Origin of the sequence: Microbacterium sp. AG1240 (assembly GCF_003635115.1) — a bacterium.
GTDB lineage: Bacteria > Actinomycetota > Actinomycetes > Actinomycetales > Microbacteriaceae > Microbacterium.
The window spans coordinates 1,273,212-1,288,820 of record NZ_RBXJ01000001.1; the positions used below are offsets into that span (position 1 = coordinate 1,273,212).

Annotated in this window: 18 protein-coding genes; 8 read left to right on the top strand and 10 right to left on the bottom strand. The window is 69.0% G+C overall.

The annotated features are described in order from the left end of the window. Positions 1-31: 31 nt before the first annotated feature. From DEU34_RS05910 to DEU34_RS05925, 4 genes are read right to left on the bottom strand one after another with little or no spacing between them, the layout of a single operon-like run. Positions 32-508, bottom strand: a complete 477-nt coding sequence (locus DEU34_RS05910; RefSeq protein WP_121149216.1) for a DUF1990 family protein — start codon at positions 506-508, stop codon at positions 32-34. After that, complete coding sequence (locus DEU34_RS05915; protein ID WP_121149217.1) at positions 501-965, bottom strand: SRPBCC family protein; 465 nt, start codon at positions 963-965, stop codon at positions 501-503. The genes DEU34_RS05910 and DEU34_RS05915 overlap by 8 nt, the downstream gene beginning before the upstream one ends. Beyond that, positions 962-1,384, bottom strand: a complete 423-nt coding sequence (locus tag DEU34_RS05920; protein WP_121149218.1) for a RidA family protein — start codon at positions 1,382-1,384, stop codon at positions 962-964. Before DEU34_RS05920 ends, DEU34_RS05915 begins: the two co-directional genes overlap by 4 nt. 24 nt (positions 1,385-1,408) lie before the next feature. Then, positions 1,409-1,657 carry a hypothetical protein gene (locus tag DEU34_RS05925; RefSeq protein WP_121149219.1) on the bottom strand — a complete coding sequence of 83 codons (249 nt, stop codon included), beginning with the start codon at positions 1,655-1,657 and terminating at the stop codon, positions 1,409-1,411. 139 nt (positions 1,658-1,796) lie between these two features. On the opposite strand from DEU34_RS05925, the gene DEU34_RS05930 reads away from it, so the two are divergent. Then, positions 1,797-2,189 (top strand): glucose-6-phosphate dehydrogenase, encoded by a 393-nt coding sequence (locus DEU34_RS05930; protein WP_121149220.1) that lies wholly within the window; start codon positions 1,797-1,799, stop codon positions 2,187-2,189. Positions 2,190-2,214: 25 nt separating this feature from the next. Here DEU34_RS05930 and DEU34_RS05935 read toward each other — a convergent pair whose 3' ends face one another. Both DEU34_RS05935 and DEU34_RS05940 read right to left on the bottom strand, forming a co-directional pair. Next, positions 2,215-3,330 (bottom strand): DUF4349 domain-containing protein, encoded by a 1,116-nt coding sequence (locus DEU34_RS05935; RefSeq protein ID WP_121149221.1) that lies wholly within the window; start codon positions 3,328-3,330, stop codon positions 2,215-2,217. Continuing rightward, complete coding sequence (locus DEU34_RS05940; RefSeq protein ID WP_121149753.1) at positions 3,327-3,881, bottom strand: RNA polymerase sigma factor; 555 nt, start codon at positions 3,879-3,881, stop codon at positions 3,327-3,329. The genes DEU34_RS05935 and DEU34_RS05940 overlap by 4 nt, the downstream gene beginning before the upstream one ends. Before the next feature lie 160 nt (positions 3,882-4,041). Here DEU34_RS05940 and DEU34_RS05945 point away from each other — a divergent pair, with 160 nt between their 5' ends. Next, entirely contained in the window at positions 4,042-5,121 is a 1,080-nt protein-coding gene (locus DEU34_RS05945) for a TerC family protein (protein ID WP_121149222.1), read from the top strand. Between the two features lie 84 nt (positions 5,122-5,205). On the opposite strand, the gene DEU34_RS05950 is transcribed toward DEU34_RS05945, so the two are convergent. The 3 genes from DEU34_RS05950 to DEU34_RS05960 all read right to left on the bottom strand — a co-directional run bounded on the left by DEU34_RS05950 (position 5,206) and on the right by DEU34_RS05960 (position 8,226). Then, the gene (locus DEU34_RS05950) at positions 5,206-6,519 is read right to left on the bottom strand and encodes an LLM class flavin-dependent oxidoreductase (RefSeq protein WP_121149223.1); all 1,314 of its coding nucleotides are present in this window, start codon (positions 6,517-6,519) and stop codon (positions 5,206-5,208) included. Further along, the gene (locus tag DEU34_RS05955) at positions 6,516-7,826 is read right to left on the bottom strand and encodes an O-acetylhomoserine aminocarboxypropyltransferase/cysteine synthase family protein (protein WP_121149224.1); all 1,311 of its coding nucleotides are present in this window, start codon (positions 7,824-7,826) and stop codon (positions 6,516-6,518) included. The genes DEU34_RS05950 and DEU34_RS05955 overlap by 4 nt, the downstream gene beginning before the upstream one ends. Positions 7,827-7,962: 136 nt before the next feature. Further along, entirely contained in the window at positions 7,963-8,226 is a 264-nt protein-coding gene (locus DEU34_RS05960; RefSeq protein ID WP_121149225.1) for a GlsB/YeaQ/YmgE family stress response membrane protein, read from the bottom strand. 353 nt (positions 8,227-8,579) lie between these two features. On the opposite strand from DEU34_RS05960, the gene leuC reads away from it, so the two are divergent. The 6 genes from leuC (at position 8,580) to DEU34_RS05990 (ending at position 14,977) form a co-directional block, all read left to right on the top strand. After that, positions 8,580-10,073 (top strand): 3-isopropylmalate dehydratase large subunit, encoded by a 1,494-nt coding sequence (leuC, locus tag DEU34_RS05965; protein ID WP_121149226.1) that lies wholly within the window; start codon positions 8,580-8,582, stop codon positions 10,071-10,073. A gap of 1 nt (position 10,074) precedes the next feature. Further along, the gene (gene leuD, locus DEU34_RS05970) at positions 10,075-10,671 is read left to right on the top strand and encodes a 3-isopropylmalate dehydratase small subunit (RefSeq protein ID WP_121149227.1); all 597 of its coding nucleotides are present in this window, start codon (positions 10,075-10,077) and stop codon (positions 10,669-10,671) included. Between the two features lie 63 nt (positions 10,672-10,734). Beyond that, entirely contained in the window at positions 10,735-12,099 is a 1,365-nt protein-coding gene (murA, locus tag DEU34_RS05975) for a UDP-N-acetylglucosamine 1-carboxyvinyltransferase (protein ID WP_121149228.1), read from the top strand. After that, positions 12,096-12,866 carry a 1-acyl-sn-glycerol-3-phosphate acyltransferase gene (locus DEU34_RS05980; protein WP_121149229.1) on the top strand — a complete coding sequence of 257 codons (771 nt, stop codon included), beginning with the start codon at positions 12,096-12,098 and terminating at the stop codon, positions 12,864-12,866. The genes murA and DEU34_RS05980 overlap by 4 nt, the downstream gene beginning before the upstream one ends. Continuing rightward, positions 12,856-13,986, top strand: coding sequence for an NAD(P)H-dependent glycerol-3-phosphate dehydrogenase (locus DEU34_RS05985; RefSeq protein WP_121149754.1), 1,131 nt, complete (start codon positions 12,856-12,858; stop codon positions 13,984-13,986). Before DEU34_RS05980 ends, DEU34_RS05985 begins: the two co-directional genes overlap by 11 nt. Next, positions 13,892-14,977, top strand: coding sequence for a D-alanine--D-alanine ligase family protein (locus DEU34_RS05990; RefSeq protein WP_121149230.1), 1,086 nt, complete (start codon positions 13,892-13,894; stop codon positions 14,975-14,977). Before DEU34_RS05985 ends, DEU34_RS05990 begins: the two co-directional genes overlap by 95 nt. A gap of 95 nt (positions 14,978-15,072) precedes the next feature. On the opposite strand, the gene DEU34_RS05995 is transcribed toward DEU34_RS05990, so the two are convergent. After that, entirely contained in the window at positions 15,073-15,552 is a 480-nt protein-coding gene (locus DEU34_RS05995) for a DUF3515 family protein (RefSeq protein ID WP_121149231.1), read from the bottom strand. Positions 15,553-15,609 lie beyond the last annotated feature (57 nt).

Here is a 15,609-nt window from a genome sequence, read left to right on the forward strand (position 1 = left end):
TGACGAGCGCCGCGTTGGAGTGCGGACCGTGTCAGGACAGCGCGCGAAGGTAGCGGCGACGAGCCACGCGTTGCGCCAGGCGGAGCAGGGGATGCACCGCGCGCCAGCCCGCGACGTCGGAGGGTGCGGTGAGCGATCGCACGGTGATACGGACGACATCGTCGTCGCCCCTGTGGACGATGAACGCCTCCTCGCCGCGCACGGGATGCCCGGGGAGGGTGCGGTAGGCGAAGGCGACGCGATCGTGCTCCGCCACCACCTCGACCACCTCTACGGGCTCGATCACCGTGACACCCAGCACGCGCACGTGGATCACCGGACGATCGCCGACCGAGATCGGCGTCGGTCCTTTCACGGCGAAGCCGCTCCGCGTCTTGACGCGCCACTGGAGCAGGTCTGCCGAGGCCCGCTCCCACACGTCCTCGCCCGTGCCGATCACCGATGACACCTCGGAACGGCGGAACGCCGCGTCGCCGGTGCGCCAGACGATCGCGGAGGGGTCAGTCATCGGCGGACCGCGCGTCGAGCGTGTCGAGAAGGAAGGCGTTGCGCTGCTGGATCAACCGTCGCAGGTAGGGCACAAGGATCGCCCTGTCGATGACGAAACCCAGCACGGGGGAGGCGAGGGTGATCCTGTCCACCATCACGGTCCCGCCCTCGGGGTGTTGGTGAAAGGTATGTTCGTGCCGGAACATACGGAACGGGCCGCGCGTCTGCTCGTCCACGAACAGGCGAGGTCTCTCGAGCGCCGTGATCTTCGTGGTGAGGCGGAACCAGATTCCGAAGTGGCGCGCGCGCCAGGTCACGGATTCGCCGAGCCCGATCCGCCCGTGCGTGACGCCCTCGACGGCGGACTCCGCCGATCGCCGCATGGAGCCCACGTGCGCGTCGATGTCGAGCGACAGGTCGAACAGGGCCTCGACAGGATGCTGCGAGCTCGTCTCGACCGAGAACGAACGCGTCACACCGGGGCCATCTCATCGAGCACGGCGGCGACCGATTCGATCTCGACGAGCTGGTCGGTGTACCCGAGTACGGTGACGCCGAGCAGGGTGCTGGGAACGTCGTGATCGCCGAAGGCGTCGCGCACGACCTCCCACGCCGCGACCAGGTCGCTCTGTCTCGTGGAGGCGACCAGCACGCGCGTGGTGATCACGTCGTTCATCGTGGCGCCGGCGGCATCCAGGGCGAGCTTCAGCGTGCCCACGCACGCCTCGGCCTGGGCGGCGACGTCTCCGCGTCCGACGGTCGCACCGTCAGCATCCAGCGGGCACGCTCCGGCCAGGAAGATCAGGCGCGCATCCTTCGGGGCGGTGGCCGCGTAGGCGTATTCCGCGACGTTGGAGAGGGCGGAGGAGCGGATCAGCTGGACGGCGCGCGGCATGCTCCGATCCTCCCATGCCGGTTTTCAGGCCTTCCAGGGCAGATTCAGGTCACCGGGGTCGACCTCGATCTCTCCGACGTCGTCGGGGCCTCCGGTGCCGGGGGCCACCTCCACCTGGTCGGGATCGATGTCGGAGTCGACGTTGTCGGAGATCGTTTCGGCCTGCTTCTGCTCGGTCTCGCTCTCGCTCGCCGGGCTGTACGTGCGATCCTTGCGCACCGATTCGGGATCGGTGAGGCCCTCGGTCTCGGGCGTGCCGTTGTCTGCGTTCATAGGAGCGACGCTACGAGCGTTCCGTCGTCGCGAGGCCCGGGTTGACAGGTCTGCCTCCCGCGTCGGCGCGGGTCGACTAGCCTCGATACGAGAGACCCGCGTTCACCCGCACGCGCATCTCGCAACGAAGGGCCACCCCATGAGAGTCGTCTCCTCAGCCGATTGGCGCGACAGCATCCCGTTCGAGACGCCGATGATCGTCGCAGACGTCGCCCCGGGCGAGCCGACCCGGTGCTTCACGTGCGGCTCCACGGCCGAACCGAAGCCACGCACCGAGCTGTGGGTCGTGAAGCACCGCCACCCGAACGACCACGGCGGGTTCGTCCGCTTCTACTGCGCGGACCACCGTCCGGTGTTCGCCGCTCCGGTGACCGAGACGGTGGGTCGCTCGCGTCCGGCACCGACCCGCGAACGCCGAGCGCCCGCCGCGCGTCGAGAGCCGATCGTGGAGAAGCAGCGAGAGACCTGTCCGAACTGCTTCGTCGAGGTCACCGCGACCGGCGAGTGCGGGATGTGCGGCTGGGCGGCCTGAGCTCGGGCCGGATACGACGAGCGGGTCATTCGCTCGGCCGTCGTGCCGCTGCGCCCTTCCGCGCGCGCGCGCCGCGCACGAGTCTCGTGACGCCCCACGCCACGATCGCGATCACTCCGACGACCGCGATCCACGGCAGCAGGAATCCGATCGCCACCACGATGCCGTTGAGGGTGGCGACGAGTCCGTTCCACCCCGCGACGATGCCGTCGCCGAAGCCGGCGGGATCCGCTGTGACGGTCGGCGTGACCGGGGTCAGTTGCACCGTCAGCGTCGAGAGCGACACCTGATTCTCCAGTGACTCCAGCTGTTGACGGTCGGAGTTCAGCGTGGCCTGGCGGTCGGCGAGCGCCGACTCGGCCGCGATGAGATCGGCGACCGACTGTGCCTGACCGATCAGTTCCGTGAGGCGTGCGACGGAGGCCTCGGATGCGGCGACACGTGCCCGCAGGTCGATCGCCTGGTCGGTGACGTCCTGCCGCGCGATGCTCGACGACGTGACCTCACCGCGCGCATCGAGCGCCTCGACGGCGTCGGTCAGCTGATCCGACGGCACGCGCACGCTGATCCACCCACCGTCCACGGGGTACGGGTAGGGAGCGACCATCGTGTCGGAGGCACCGCCGGAGGTCTCGCGCGTGGGGACGGCGGAGTCGATGCTCGTCGTCTCCACGTAGCCTCCCCGTGCCTCGGCGTCGTCGCCGATGGCGCGGGCGGCGCCGGCAACGTCGTCGACGACGACGTTCGCCGAGGCGGTCGTGGCGATCTCCCGTGCGCCGTCTGCGGCTCCCGAGCCCGTCTGCGCCCCGGGGACGGTCGACCCGTCGAGCGATACCCATCCCTCCTCGGTGCTACCCGGGAGGCCGCGCCCGGGGACGACGGCCGGCGCGTCGGCAGCGCTCGACCCTGCGCTGCTGGTCGCCGTGGTGCCCACCGAGATGTAGGGCGCGATCACGGCGGCGAGCACGACCACGGCCGCGGCGGCCGCTCCGCCCGCCCACCATCGGCGACGAACCGTCCGTCGGGCCACCTGCGTCTTCCGCTCGGCGCCGATACGAGCGAACACGCGCTTCTCCATCTCCTCGACACGCTCGTCGGGGAGATCGGGGAGCGCGGATTCGGTGGGGGGAGTGGTGTTCATGAGCTCTCCGTCTCGGTGACAGCGCCGCGCACCCGGGTGCGGATGCGGGAGAGACGGTTGCGGACCACTCCGTGAGCGACCCCGAGGTGGTCGGCCGCCGCCTGATAGCCGTAGCCCTCTTCCGTGCACAACCGGAAGATCTCCCGGTCGAGCGGGGTGAGCGTCGACACCTCGCGGAGGATGGCCTCGACCGTCGCCGCGTCGATCACCTGCTTCTCGACGTCCACGGTGTCGGGGATGCCGTCGTGGACCTCCGTCGTGCGGGCGCGGTCCCGGGCTCTCGAACGCAGTCGGTTGGAGGCCTGCAGGCGGCAGATCGTCGCGAGCCACGGCAGCGCCGAGGCCCCCTCGAGGCGCAGGGCGGGCAGCTTCCGCCACGCGACGACGAACGTCTCCTGGGTGACGTCCTCGGCGTCGGTCGCGTTACCGAGCAGTCGGTGCGCGATCCAGTAGACCGGGCGCACGTGGGCGCGGTAGAGCGTGCGGAACGCCACCTCCGACCCGCCGGCGGCGCGCGCGATGAGCGTGGCATCGTCGATCGAGTCGATCATCGGCATCCCGTCCCCGAAGCATCCGTCAGCCTTCGGTGCATTGTCTCTCACCTACAGGTGTCGCCTCGGGCGGGATCGTCTCAGACCATTTCGACACGGCGGTAGACTCGCCCGGCAACGCTTTCGGCCTCCGTCACACCCCCCGCTTCGAAAGGCCGTCATGGACCTGGAACTCCCGCTCGCTTTCGAGATCGGCTCGCTCGTCGTGCTGACGCTGATCCTCGTCGCCGACCTGCTGATCATCCTGAAACGGCCGCACATCCCGTCGACGCGGGAGTCGACCCTCTGGGTGGTGTTCTACGTCACGCTCGCCCTCATCTTCGCGGGCATCATGTGGATCGTCGCCGGTGGCGAGTTCGCGGGGCAGTTCGTCGCCGGGTGGTTGACGGAGTACAGCCTCTCGATCGACAACCTGTTCGTCTTCGTGCTGATCATGTCGCAGTTCTCGGTGCCGCGTCGGTACCAGCAGGAAGTGCTGATGGTCGGCATCATCATCGCGCTGCTGCTGCGCGGCGCGTTCATCCTCGTCGGCGCGACCGTCATCGAGAACTTCAGTCCGATCTTCTACGTCTTCGGCGCGTTCCTCGTGTACACGGCGATCCGTCAGGCCTTCCCCGGCGACGACGCGCACGACGACGACACGAAGCGCGAGAACTTCATCGTCCGCCTCATCCGGCGAACCGTGAACATCAGCGACGACTACGACGGCGCCAAGGTGCGCACGGTCGTGAACGGCAAGAAGATGTTCACCCCGATGATCATCGTGTTCGTCGCGATCGGCGTGACCGACCTGCTGTTCGCGATCGACTCGATCCCCGCGATCTTCGGCATCACGACCAGCCCGTTCATCGTCTTCACCGCGAACATCTTCGCCCTCATGGGTCTGCGCCAGCTCTACTTCCTGCTCGGCGACCTGCTCGACCGGCTTCGTTACCTGCACTACGGGATCGCGTTCATCCTGGCCTTCATCGGTGTGAAGCTCGTGCTGCACGCGATGCACGTGAACGAGCTGCCGTTCATCAACGGAGGGGAGCACATCGAGTGGGCTCCCGAGATCTCGACGTGGGTCTCGCTCGCGGTGATCGTGCTGTCGATGGCCGTCGCCACGATCGCCAGCCTCATCGCCTCCTCGCGCGAGAAGTCGCAGCAGACCCCCGACGATGCCGCCGCCGCGGTCGCGGACGAGAAGGGCACACCCGCCACGGTGGAGCAGCCGCCCGCACCCGACGAACGCCGCTGACCGCGAGACCCGATCGCGCCGGCGAGACTCCGACATGATGCGGGGGTCTCGCTGCGCGGAAAGGGTCTCGCGGTCTACGAGGGGCTAGAACGCCGCCAGGTTAGATCCGAGACCGCCGCCGGTGTACTCCGAGCGGAGGATGCCTCGACGGCGGAGGATCGGCACGAGCTCGTCGAGCATGCGGTGCACCGTCACCGGGTGCAGGTCGCCCCAGAGGAGCACGCCGTCGTTGCCCCAGGTGCCGAGTTCCTCGATGCGGTCGGCGAGCTCCGCGGCCGTGCCGACGAAACCCGACCCGTCCGACAGGCGCCCCAGCCGCGCGTGCGCGGTGAGCACCTGACGAAGGGGAGCGGAGGCGTCGTGCGCCCCGATGAGGCGGCGGATGCTGCCCTGTGAGACGTGATCGCCGAAGATGCCGACATCGAGGGGCCTGTCGAGGTCGAGGCCGGTGAGGTCGGTCTCGAGGTCGCTCGACTGGCGCCGAGCGATCGAGGCCAGAGCGGCATCGTCGGGATGAGCGGATGCTGCGACCAGCCGGTCGGCCTCCTCCGCCGACGAGACGATCACGGGCTGGATCGCGAACAGCACCTTGATGTCGTCGGGATTGCGGCCGGCGGCTCGCGCCGCGTCGTGGATGCGCCCGCGGTAGGCCGTGATGCTGGCCTCGTCGAGAGGGGCCAGTGCGAGCTGCACGTCGGAGTTGGTGCCCGCGAACGCCAAGCCGCGCCCGGAACCGCCGGGGGAGACGATCGAGGGTTCGCCGTCGGTGAAGGGCACGGCGTTGAGCGGGCCGTCGAAGCCGAAGTGCTCCCCGCGGTGGCGCACGGTGCGCAGCCGTGAGCCGTCGGCGTACCGGCCGGTCGCGGTGTCCTCGAGCAGAGCGCCGTCGTCCCAGCTGCGCCAGAGATCGCGGATGCCGGCGAGCCACTCCTCGGCGCGGTCGTAGGCGGCGTCGTGGCCGAGCTGGGGAGCGGTGCTGAAATGGCGCGCGCTGCCGGTGTCGGTGACCACGTTCAGCCCGAGGCGATGCCCGCTGAGGTGTTGAAGCGTCGCGAACTGGCGGGCGGCGGTGTACGGCAGGTAGGCCGCCGGATTGACCGTGGGCGCGATGCCGAGCTGCCGCGTCGCGGCGAACAGGTACGGCGCCAGCAGCAGGGGGTCGAGTTTGGGTCCTCCGAACGCGTGGCGCACCCGGAGGTCGATCGTGTCCGCGCTTCCCAGCGATGGAGCGTCCTCGATGATGACGAGATCGAACCCGGCCTGCTCGAGCGCTCGTGCGGACTCCTGGTAGAGGTCGGGGCTCGTCCACCGGTAGTTCCAGTCCAGGTAGGGGTGACCCCACCCGTGCGGTCCGAAGCCGCGTGCAAGGAACCACCCGAAGTGCTGCAGCTTCGTCACAGCACGACCACCTCGCGCTGCGAGGCCGAGGTCGGCAGACTGTCGAACGCGCGGCCGAGGTCGCGCAGCAGGTCGTCGATGTCCTCGATACCGATCGAGACGCGGAGCGTGCCGGGGTACACGCCGGCCTCCGCTCGCTCGGCGTCCGTTCGACCCGCGTGGCTCGTGCTGGCCGGGTGCAGGATCAGCGACCGCACGTCGCCGAGATGGGTCATGTGCGTGATGATCTCGACCGACTCGGCGATGTGGCTGGCCGCCTCCTTGCCCCCGGCGAGGGTGAAGGTGAACACCGATCCGCTTCCGCGGGGCAGGTAGCGCTCGGCGAGTGCGTGATGCGGATGAGACGGCAACCCGACGTAGTCCACTCCGACGACCTCCGGTCGGGTCGTGAGCCATCGGGCCACTGCGAGGGCGTTCGCGCTCTGGCGTTCGACCCGCAGGCTGAGCGTCTCGATCCCCTGTCCGATGAAGAAGGCGTTGAGTGGCGAGGGGGTGGGGCCCAGACGCGGCACGACGCTCTCGCGGATGTACTGGCCGCGAGCCCGCCGCCCGTACTTCTCGGCGTAGCTCGGGCCGCCGAGGCGGTCGGCCGTGGTCAGGTGGGGGTAGAGGTGGCCCGACTTCGCCGCATCGAACCGCCCGTCGTCGACGATCACGCCTCCGAGAACCGAGCCTTGGCCGGCGAGGAACTTGCTCGCGGAGTGGACGACGATGGCCGCGCCGTGCTCGATCGGGCGGAGGAGATAGGGGGTGGTGAAGGTGCTGTCGACGATCAGCGGGACTCCGCGCTCGTCTCCGATGGCCGAGACCGCGGCGACGTCGAGAACGTCGTTCCGGGCGTTCGAGAGCGACTCGGCGAAGAGCGCCTTCGTATTCGGCTTGATCGCGGCGCGCCAGTCGTCGAGCGAGGTGGCGTCGACGAAGGTCGTCTCGATGCCGAGGCGCTCGAGATTGTGGATGATGGCGCCGCGGGTGCCTTCGTAGATCTGCGTCGCGGCGACGAGGTGGTCGCCGGCGCTGAGCAGTGACAGCAGTGCCGCGACGACGGCGGCCTGCCCGCTGGCGACGAGGATGGCCTGATCGCCGCCCTCGAGCGATGCCAGGCGGCGCTCGACGGCATCGACGGTGGGGTTGCCGGTGCGCGAATAGCCGAAGCCGGCCCCCGTGCCGAAGTGGTCGGCGGAGTGCTCGACATCGCTGAACCGGAAACCGGCCGTCAGGTAGATGGGGAGAGCGCGGGGCTCCGCCGACACCGTCTCGTCTGCGACATGCACCTGGCGCGTGGTGAATCCGGTCGACTCGGTCATGCGTCTCTCTCCTGCCTGGTCATCGGAACAGGCTGACACGTGTCCCGCCTCCGGGCGAAAGTCTGGGGCGCCGTGTTACGCGGAAACCACGAAGGAGCCGCCCCCGAGGGGACGACTCCTTCGGACGACCGAGTGGTCAGGCCTTGCGGCGACCCACGATGAGGCCGTAGATCAGCAGAACGATGATCGAACCGCCGATGGCCAGCAGCCAGCTGCTGATCTCGAAGAAGCTGTCGACACCGACACCGAAGATGGCGCTGCCGATCCATCCGCCGAGGAGCGCGCCCACGACGCCGAGCAGCAGCGTGACGAGCCAGCCGCCGCCCTGCTTGCCGGGGAGGATCAGTTTGGCGATGGCGCCGGCGATGAGGCCGAGAAGGAGGAATCCGAGGAAGCCCATGGCGAGATGTCCTTTCACTGAATACGAGCGACGCGCGGCTCCCGGGTGAGAAGCTGCGCTGACCGGCGCTGGTGGTGGTCACCTGCGGACACCGGTCGTGTCGTCGTACGCGTCCCTCACTGTAGAAGCGGTGGGAGTTTCGGGAAGAGACCTTGACACATCGTCCATCCTGTGAATGGCGAGTCGACGCGACGTCGATTCCGCGGGCGGGCGATGGGCGGTGGTATCCTGGCGCCGTGCGGATCGCTCGTCTCCTTCTTAGCGGCCGCGGCGAGACCTCGTTCATCTAGGCCTCTCTCGTCGCGGAGTTCATCGCGGGCCGAAATCCCCACCCGAGGAGAACGACAGAGTTCATGAGCACAGCATCCTTCGACGACATCGTCGTGCCCGATCGTCCGCGCACCCTGGCCGAGAAGGTCTGGGACGACCATCTGGTGGTCAAAGGCGAGAACGGCGAGCCCGATCTCATCTACATCGACCTCCACCTGGTCCACGAGGTCACCAGTCCGCAGGCCTTCGACGGTCTGCGCACGGAGGGTCGACCGGTTCGCCGCCTCGATCTGACGATCGCGACCGAGGACCACAACACCCCGACGCTCGACATCGACAAGCCGATCGCCGATCTGACGAGTCGCACGCAGATCGAGACCCTGCGGCGCAACGCCGCCGAGTTCGGGGTGCGCATCCACTCGCTCGGAGACGCCGAGCAGGGCATCGTCCACGTCGTCGGCCCGCAGCTCGGTCTCACCATGCCCGGAGTGACGGTCGTCTGCGGCGATTCCCACACGTCGACCCACGGTGCCTTCGGCGCGATGGCCTTCGGCATCGGCACGAGCGAGGTCGAGCACGTGCTCGCGACCCAGACGCTGCCGCTGAAGCCGTTCAAGACGATGGCCATCACGGTCGAGGGCGACCTCAAGCCCGGAGTCACCGCGAAAGACATCATCCTCGCGGTCATCGCCAAGATCGGCACGAACGGCGGGCAGGGCTATGTGCTCGAGTTCCGCGGCAGTGCGATCCGCGCCCTCTCGATGGAGGGGCGCATGACGATGTGCAACATGTCGATCGAGGCCGGCGCTCGTGCCGGAATGGTCGCGCCCGACGACATCACCTTCGAGTACGTACGCGGTCGCGATCACGCGCCCACGGGGCAGGACTGGGACGACGCGGTCGCCTACTGGCGCACGCTCCCGAGCGACGAGGGCGCCGTCTACGATGCCGAGGTGTTCCTCGACGCGAACGAGCTCGAGCCCTTCGTGACCTGGGGCACGAACCCCGGGCAGGGTGTGTCGCTCAGCGACGTCGTGCCCACCCCGTCGCAGTTCACCGACGCGAACGAACGAGCAGCGGCCGAGCGGGCGATCGAGTACATGGACCTCACTCCGGGCATGCCGCTGAAGGAGGTCGCGGTCGACGCGGTGTTCATGGGCTCCTGCACCAACAGCCGCATCGAGGATCTCCGCGCCTTCGCATCGGTGATCGAGGGCCGCACGAAAGCCGACGGCGTCAGGGTGATGGTCGTTCCGGGCTCCGCGCGGGTTCGTCTCGAGGCCGAGGCCGAGGGACTCGACAAGATCTTCATCGACTTCGGTGCCGAATGGCGGTTCGCCGGCTGCTCGATGTGTCTGGGCATGAATCCCGACCAGCTCGCACCCGGCGAGCGTTGCGCGTCGACGTCGAACCGCAACTTCGAAGGGCGCCAGGGCAAGGGCGGGCGAACGCACCTCGTGTCGCCGCTGGTCGCTGCGGCGACGGCCGTGCGCGGCACGCTGTCCAGCCCGAGCGACCTCGCGCCGCTTTCCGACGAGCCCAGTACGCAGAACCAGGGAACGGAGGTGGAGGTCTGACATGGATGCTTTCACCACGCACACGGGAATCGTCGCGCCGCTGAAGCGCTCGGCCGTCGACACCGACCAGATCATCCCCGCCGTCTACCTCAAGCGGGTCACGAAGACCGGTTTCGAGGACGCCCTCTTCTCGAGCTGGCGGCAGGATCCGGAGTTCGTGCTCAACCAGCCCGCCTTCTCCGGTGCCTCGATCCTCGTCGCCGGTCCGGATTTCGGCACCGGCTCCAGTCGCGAGCACGCCGTCTGGGCTTTGCGCGATTACGGCTTCCGCGTCGTGCTGAGTTCGCGATTCGCCGACATCTTCCGCGGCAATTCGGGCAAGCAGGGCCTCGTGGCCGGCGCCGTGACCGAGGCCGATATCGAACGGATCTGGGCCGCGGTCGACGCGCAGCCGGGTGTCGAGATGACCGTGGATCTGCGCGAGCGGCGCGCGAGCATCGGCGACCTCCAGGTCGCCTTCGACATCGACGATTACACTAGGTGGCGGCTTCTCGAAGGGCTCGACGACATCGGGCTCACCCTGCGCAACGAAGACAAGATCGCGCAGTTCGAGGCTCGTCGCGAGGCATGGCGGCCGCGAACACTTCCTGTTCCGTAAGCCAGATCGACCCCACCCGGGCCGGTTCTTCCGCCCCTCGTCCATACAAGTGAGGTCCATCGAATGAGTTCAGTCGTCACGGGCGCGGTCGCGCCGGCATCTTCTTCCGAAGAGGGCGAGACGCTTCGCATCCGCGGCGGCAGGCCGCTCACCGGTCGCGTGGAGGTCAAGGGCGCGAAGAACCTCGCGACGAAGGCCATGGTCGCGGTGCTGCTCGGCAACTCCACGAGCATCCTGCGCGACGTTCCCGACATCAGCGATGTCGGCGTCGTCCGCTCGCTCCTCGAGGTGCACGGCGTCCACGTCACGGACGGTGAGAACCCCGGCGAGCTCGTGTTCGATCCGAGCGGCGCCGTGTCGGCGAACTTCGAACAGATCGACGCGTACGCCGGGGCATCCCGCATCCCGATTCTGTTCTGCGGACCGCTCCTGCACCTCCTGGGCGAGGCACTCATCCCCGACCTCGGTGGCTGCCGCATCGGCGATCGCCCCATCAACTTCCACATGGACGCCCTGCGGGCCTTCGGAGCGGTCGTCGACAAGACGTACGAGGGCATCCGCATCACGGCCCCCGACGGCCTCCACGGCGCCCAGATCGAGCTGCCGTACCCGAGCGTGGGCGCGACCGAGCAGGTGCTCCTCACGGCCGTGCGGGCCAGGGGCGTCACCGAGCTGCGCAACGCCGCCATCGAGCCCGAGATCATGGACCTGATCGCCGTGCTGCAGAAGATGGGCGCGATCATCTCCTACGAGCCCAACCGGGTCATCCTCATCGAGGGCGTCGATCAGCTCCGCGGCTACGACCACCGGTGCATCTTCGACCGCAACGAGGCCGCATCGTGGGCCGCCGCCGCGCTCGCGACCGACGGCGACATCTTCGTCGGCGGTGCCCGCCAGCAGGAGATGCTCACGTTCCTCAACGTCTTCCGCAAGGTCGGCGGCGAGTTCGACATCCACGAGGACGGCATCCGCTTCTTCCGCGGAGGCGAACTGCGTCCGGTCGTGGTCGAGACCGACGTGCACCCCGGATTCATGACCGATTGGCAGCAGCCTCTCGTCGTCGCGCTGACCCAGGCGAACGGCGTATCGACCGTCCACGAAACGGTGTACGAGAACCGGCTCGGCTTCACCCGCGCCCTCGTGCAGATGGGTGCCGACATCGTCGTGCATCCGAACGGCATCGCCGATCCCGCGCGCCGGGTTCCGCGGCGGGCGCTCGAGCAGGCCGCGGTCATCACCGGGCCCACGCCGCTCCGGGGTGCCGACGTCGTCGTTCCCGACCTCCGGGGCGGTTACAGCTACCTCATCGCCGCTCTCGCGGCCGAGGGCGAGTCCGTCGTGCGCAACGTGGGCATCCTCCGTCGCGGGTACGAGAAGCTCTTCGCCAAGCTTGACACGCTCGGCGCCGACTTCGACGTCATCGGATAACCGTGGCGTCCGGTCGTCGCGCGGCATCGCGCGAGAAGTCCCGCCCGAGCGTCTTCTGGCCGCTCGCGGCCGTCGTCGTGCCCCTCACGGGCATCTTCGCCAAGATCGAGATCGACGACGCCGACAAGCTGCCGCGCGAGGGCGCGTTCGTGCTCGCCCCCAACCACTACTCGAACTTCGATCCGCTGATCGTCGCCGTCGTGGTCTGGCGGCTCGGCCGCGCTCCGAGCTTCATGGCGAAGGAGAGCCTCTTCCGTGTGCCCGTCCTGGGGGCGGCTCTCCGCGCCACCGGGATGGTGCCGGTGTCACGCAGTTCGTCGGCGTCGGCGGCCCGCGACACGATCCGGGGCTCGGAGCAGCTCGTCGAGCACGGGCGCGGCGTCATCGTGTACCCCGAGGGAACCCTCACCCGCGACCCCGACCTCTGGCCGATGCGCGGGAAGACCGGGGCCGTCCGCCTCTCGATCGCCGGCGACATCCCGCTCGTGCCGATGGCGCACTGGGGTGTGCAGGAGATCATGCCGCGCTACGGCAAGATCAGGCTCTGGCCGCTGCGTCGCCGCGTGCGCGTGGTGTTCGGCGACCCGATCCTGCCGTCCGAGTACGGTGCCGACGTATCGCGCCCGTCCACGCTCGTCGCGGCCACCGACGTGCTGATGGACCGGATCTCCGGACTCCTGGCGCGGCTGCGGGGCGGAACCCCGCCCGAGCAGCGCTGGAACCCGTCCGCTCACGGCCAGACCGAGACGGGCCGCCTTGAGTCGTAGATCGGATGCTGCGCTGCCGCGCGTCGCCGTCGTCGGAGCCGGGAGCTGGGGAACGACCTTCGGCAAGATCCTCGCCGATGGCGGGGCGCACGTGACCATGTGGGCGCGTCGCGCCGAGATCGCCCAGGAGATCACCGAGGCCAAGCGCAACAGCCAGTACCTCTCGGGAATCAACCTTCCCCGGGAGATGTCGGCGAGTGTGCACCTCGCGGAGGCCGTCGAGGGGGCGACTCAGATCTACCTGTCGGTGCCGAGCCAGGCACTGCGCGAGAATCTGAAGGCGCTCCGGCCGCTCGTCGAGGCGACCGACGTGCCGATCGTCTCTCTGATGAAGGGCGTCGAGAAGCGCACCGGTCTGCGGATGAGCGAAGTGATCGCGCAGGAGCTGCAGTGCGACCCGGAGCGCATCGCCGTGGCGTCCGGCCCGAACCTCGCCCTCGAGATCGCTCGCGAGCAGCCCACGGCCGCCGTCATCTCATCCATCAGCCGGGAGACCGCCGAGGCCGTCGCTCGGCGGGCTCGCAACCGCTATTTCCGCTCGTTCGTGAACACCGACGTCATCGGCACCGAGTTCGGGGGCGTGCTGAAGAACCTCATCGCGGTCGCAATCGGGATCGTCGACGGCGTCGGATACGGCGAGAACACGAAGGCCTCGATCATCACGCGGGGGCTGGTCGAGATGACCGACTTCGCGGTGGCGCAGGGTGCGCAGCCCGAGACCCTCCAGGGGCTCGCGGGCCTGGGCGACCTCATCGCGACGTGCCAGTCGCCGCTGAGCCGGAACAACACCGCCGGACGCCTGCTGGGTCAGGGCTACAGCCTGCAGGACGTGGTCAAGCAGATGCAGCAGACCGCCGAGGGGCTGTCATCGGTGACGCCCGTGCTCGAACTCGCCCGCAAGGCGGGGGTGGAGATGCCGATCGTCGCGCAGGTCAAGCGCGTGCTGGACGGCACCATGAACCCGCGCGACATCGCGCCACACTTGACGACCGACGACGATACGCCGAAGGGCGAGAGGACGCAGAATGGTTCGGACAGCGGTAGCGGTGCTCTTTGGCGGTCGATCCAGCGAGCACTCGATCAGCTCCGCCACGGCGGGCGGGGTGCTGCGGGCGATTGATCGCGACCGCTACCGCGTGTTCCCCGTCGGCATCACCCGTGATGGGGTGTTCGTGCTCGAGGACGACGACCCTGACAAATTCGCGCTCGATGCGCACGCCCTGCCGGAGGTCGTCGACAACGGCACCCGGGTCTTCTGGCCGCACGCCGGCGAGCGCACGCTCGTCGTGCGCCGTGCCGACGGCACGGAGGAAGAGCTGGGCGAGATCGATGTCGTTCTGCCGATCCTCCACGGAACGCACGGCGAGGACGGCACCGTCCAGGGCTTCTTCGACACCCTCGGCATTCCCTACGCCGGGGGAGCGGTGCTCGATTCCGCGCTCTGCATGGACAAGCACTTCATGAAGATCGTGCTGCGCGACTCGGGAATCGCGGTCTCGCCGTGGATCACGGTGCGACGCGCGGAGTGGACCGGTGACGTCGCGGCGATCGCGGAGCGCGCGGCCGAGCTCCCCTTCCCCTGGTTCGTGAAGCCCGCGCGCGCCGGCTCGTCGGTGGGGGTGTCGAAGGTGCACGACCTCGGCGAGCTCGCCGGCGCGCTCGACGTCGCCTTCGCCGAGGACGACAAGGTGCTGGTGGAGCGGGGCATTGCCGGGCGCGAGATCGAGGTGGGCGTGCTCGGGGCCCGCGCGGGCGGCGAGCCGCGGGTGTCGCTCCCCGGCGAGATCGTGCTCACGAGCCGCGAGTTCTACGACTTCGAGGGCAAGTACCTCGGCGGCGACGGCGTCGATGTCGTCTGCCCCGCGGCCATGAGCGATGCCGAGACGGCGGCGGTGCAGGATGCTGCGCTGCGGGCCTTCGCGGCCGTCGAAGGTCGCGGACTCGCGCGCGTCGACTTCTTCCTCGGTGAGGACGGCCCGGTCGTCAACGAGCTGAACACGATGCCGGGCTTCACGCCGATCTCGATGTTCCCCAAGTGCTGGATCGCGTCGGGCCTGTCGTACGAGGCGCTCATCACCGACCTCATCGAACAGGCTCTCGAGCGCGCGTGACGTCGGTCGGCGGCGAGACACAGCATCCGGGTTGAGAAACACCGCCGGGCGCGATGTCTCGGCCGATCGAGGTGTTCCGAGGAGCCGGCGGCCCGTCAGCCGTCGGTAGCGGGCCGGTCGGTGCAGACGCTGCCGGTCTCGGCCAGCTGACGCGCGAGCATCGGCGAGACGGCACGGAGGGTGTCTGCGCTGCCGACGACGTCGAAGTCGAGGTAGACCTCGACGGCGGGGGTGCGTCCGAACGTGGTGAAACGGTAGAACGGGGCGTCGGTCCCGTCGACGAGCCAGTCGACGCCCTCGACCGTCTCGCAGGAGAGCGTGGAGGGCCCCGGTACGGCCACGCCGCACGTAAGGAGGATGGTCGACGGGTCGCCCCACGCCCCCGTCGCCTGAGCGTCGGTCCACCGGCGCGACTCGCCCGCGATGGTCTGGGGGAGCCTCACCGACACGTCGGCGCACGCGGGGTCGTTCGCATTCGGCGCGGCGTCCATCGAGACGGTGCCTGCGCACGCGGAGAGTGCGGTGACGGCGGCGAGCACCACGCCCGCGGCGAGGAGGCGGGGCAGGCGGGTCACCTCTCCAGGGTACCCGCCGCGCGATCGGGTCGCGGCGCCGGGCGCTAGCGTGGAACC

What these genes read in the sequence shown, in the direction of transcription:
- DEU34_RS05910 (WP_121149216.1), bottom strand. Translation starts at nt 508, where the DNA reads ATGACTGACCCCTCCGCGATCGTCTGGCGCACCGGCGACGCGGCGTTC.
- DEU34_RS05920 (WP_121149218.1), bottom strand. Translation starts at nt 1,384, where the DNA reads ATGCCGCGCGCCGTCCAGCTGATCCGCTCCTCCGCCCTCTCCAACGTC.
- DEU34_RS05925 (WP_121149219.1), bottom strand. Translation starts at nt 1,657, where the DNA reads ATGAACGCAGACAACGGCACGCCCGAGACCGAGGGCCTCACCGATCCC.
- DEU34_RS05930 (WP_121149220.1), top strand. Translation starts at nt 1,797, where the DNA reads ATGAGAGTCGTCTCCTCAGCCGATTGGCGCGACAGCATCCCGTTCGAG.
- DEU34_RS05935 (WP_121149221.1), bottom strand. Translation starts at nt 3,330, where the DNA reads ATGAACACCACTCCCCCCACCGAATCCGCGCTCCCCGATCTCCCCGAC.
- DEU34_RS05940 (WP_121149753.1), bottom strand. Translation starts at nt 3,881, where the DNA reads ATGATCGACTCGATCGACGATGCCACGCTCATCGCGCGCGCCGCCGGC.
- DEU34_RS05945 (WP_121149222.1), top strand. Translation starts at nt 4,042, where the DNA reads ATGGACCTGGAACTCCCGCTCGCTTTCGAGATCGGCTCGCTCGTCGTG.
- DEU34_RS05955 (WP_121149224.1), bottom strand. Translation starts at nt 7,826, where the DNA reads ATGACCGAGTCGACCGGATTCACCACGCGCCAGGTGCATGTCGCAGAC.
- DEU34_RS05960 (WP_121149225.1), bottom strand. Translation starts at nt 8,226, where the DNA reads ATGGGCTTCCTCGGATTCCTCCTTCTCGGCCTCATCGCCGGCGCCATC.
- leuC (WP_121149226.1), top strand. Translation starts at nt 8,580, where the DNA reads ATGAGCACAGCATCCTTCGACGACATCGTCGTGCCCGATCGTCCGCGC.
- leuD (WP_121149227.1), top strand. Translation starts at nt 10,075, where the DNA reads ATGGATGCTTTCACCACGCACACGGGAATCGTCGCGCCGCTGAAGCGC.
- murA (WP_121149228.1), top strand. Translation starts at nt 10,735, where the DNA reads ATGAGTTCAGTCGTCACGGGCGCGGTCGCGCCGGCATCTTCTTCCGAA.
- DEU34_RS05990 (WP_121149230.1), top strand. Translation starts at nt 13,892, where the DNA reads ATGGTTCGGACAGCGGTAGCGGTGCTCTTTGGCGGTCGATCCAGCGAG.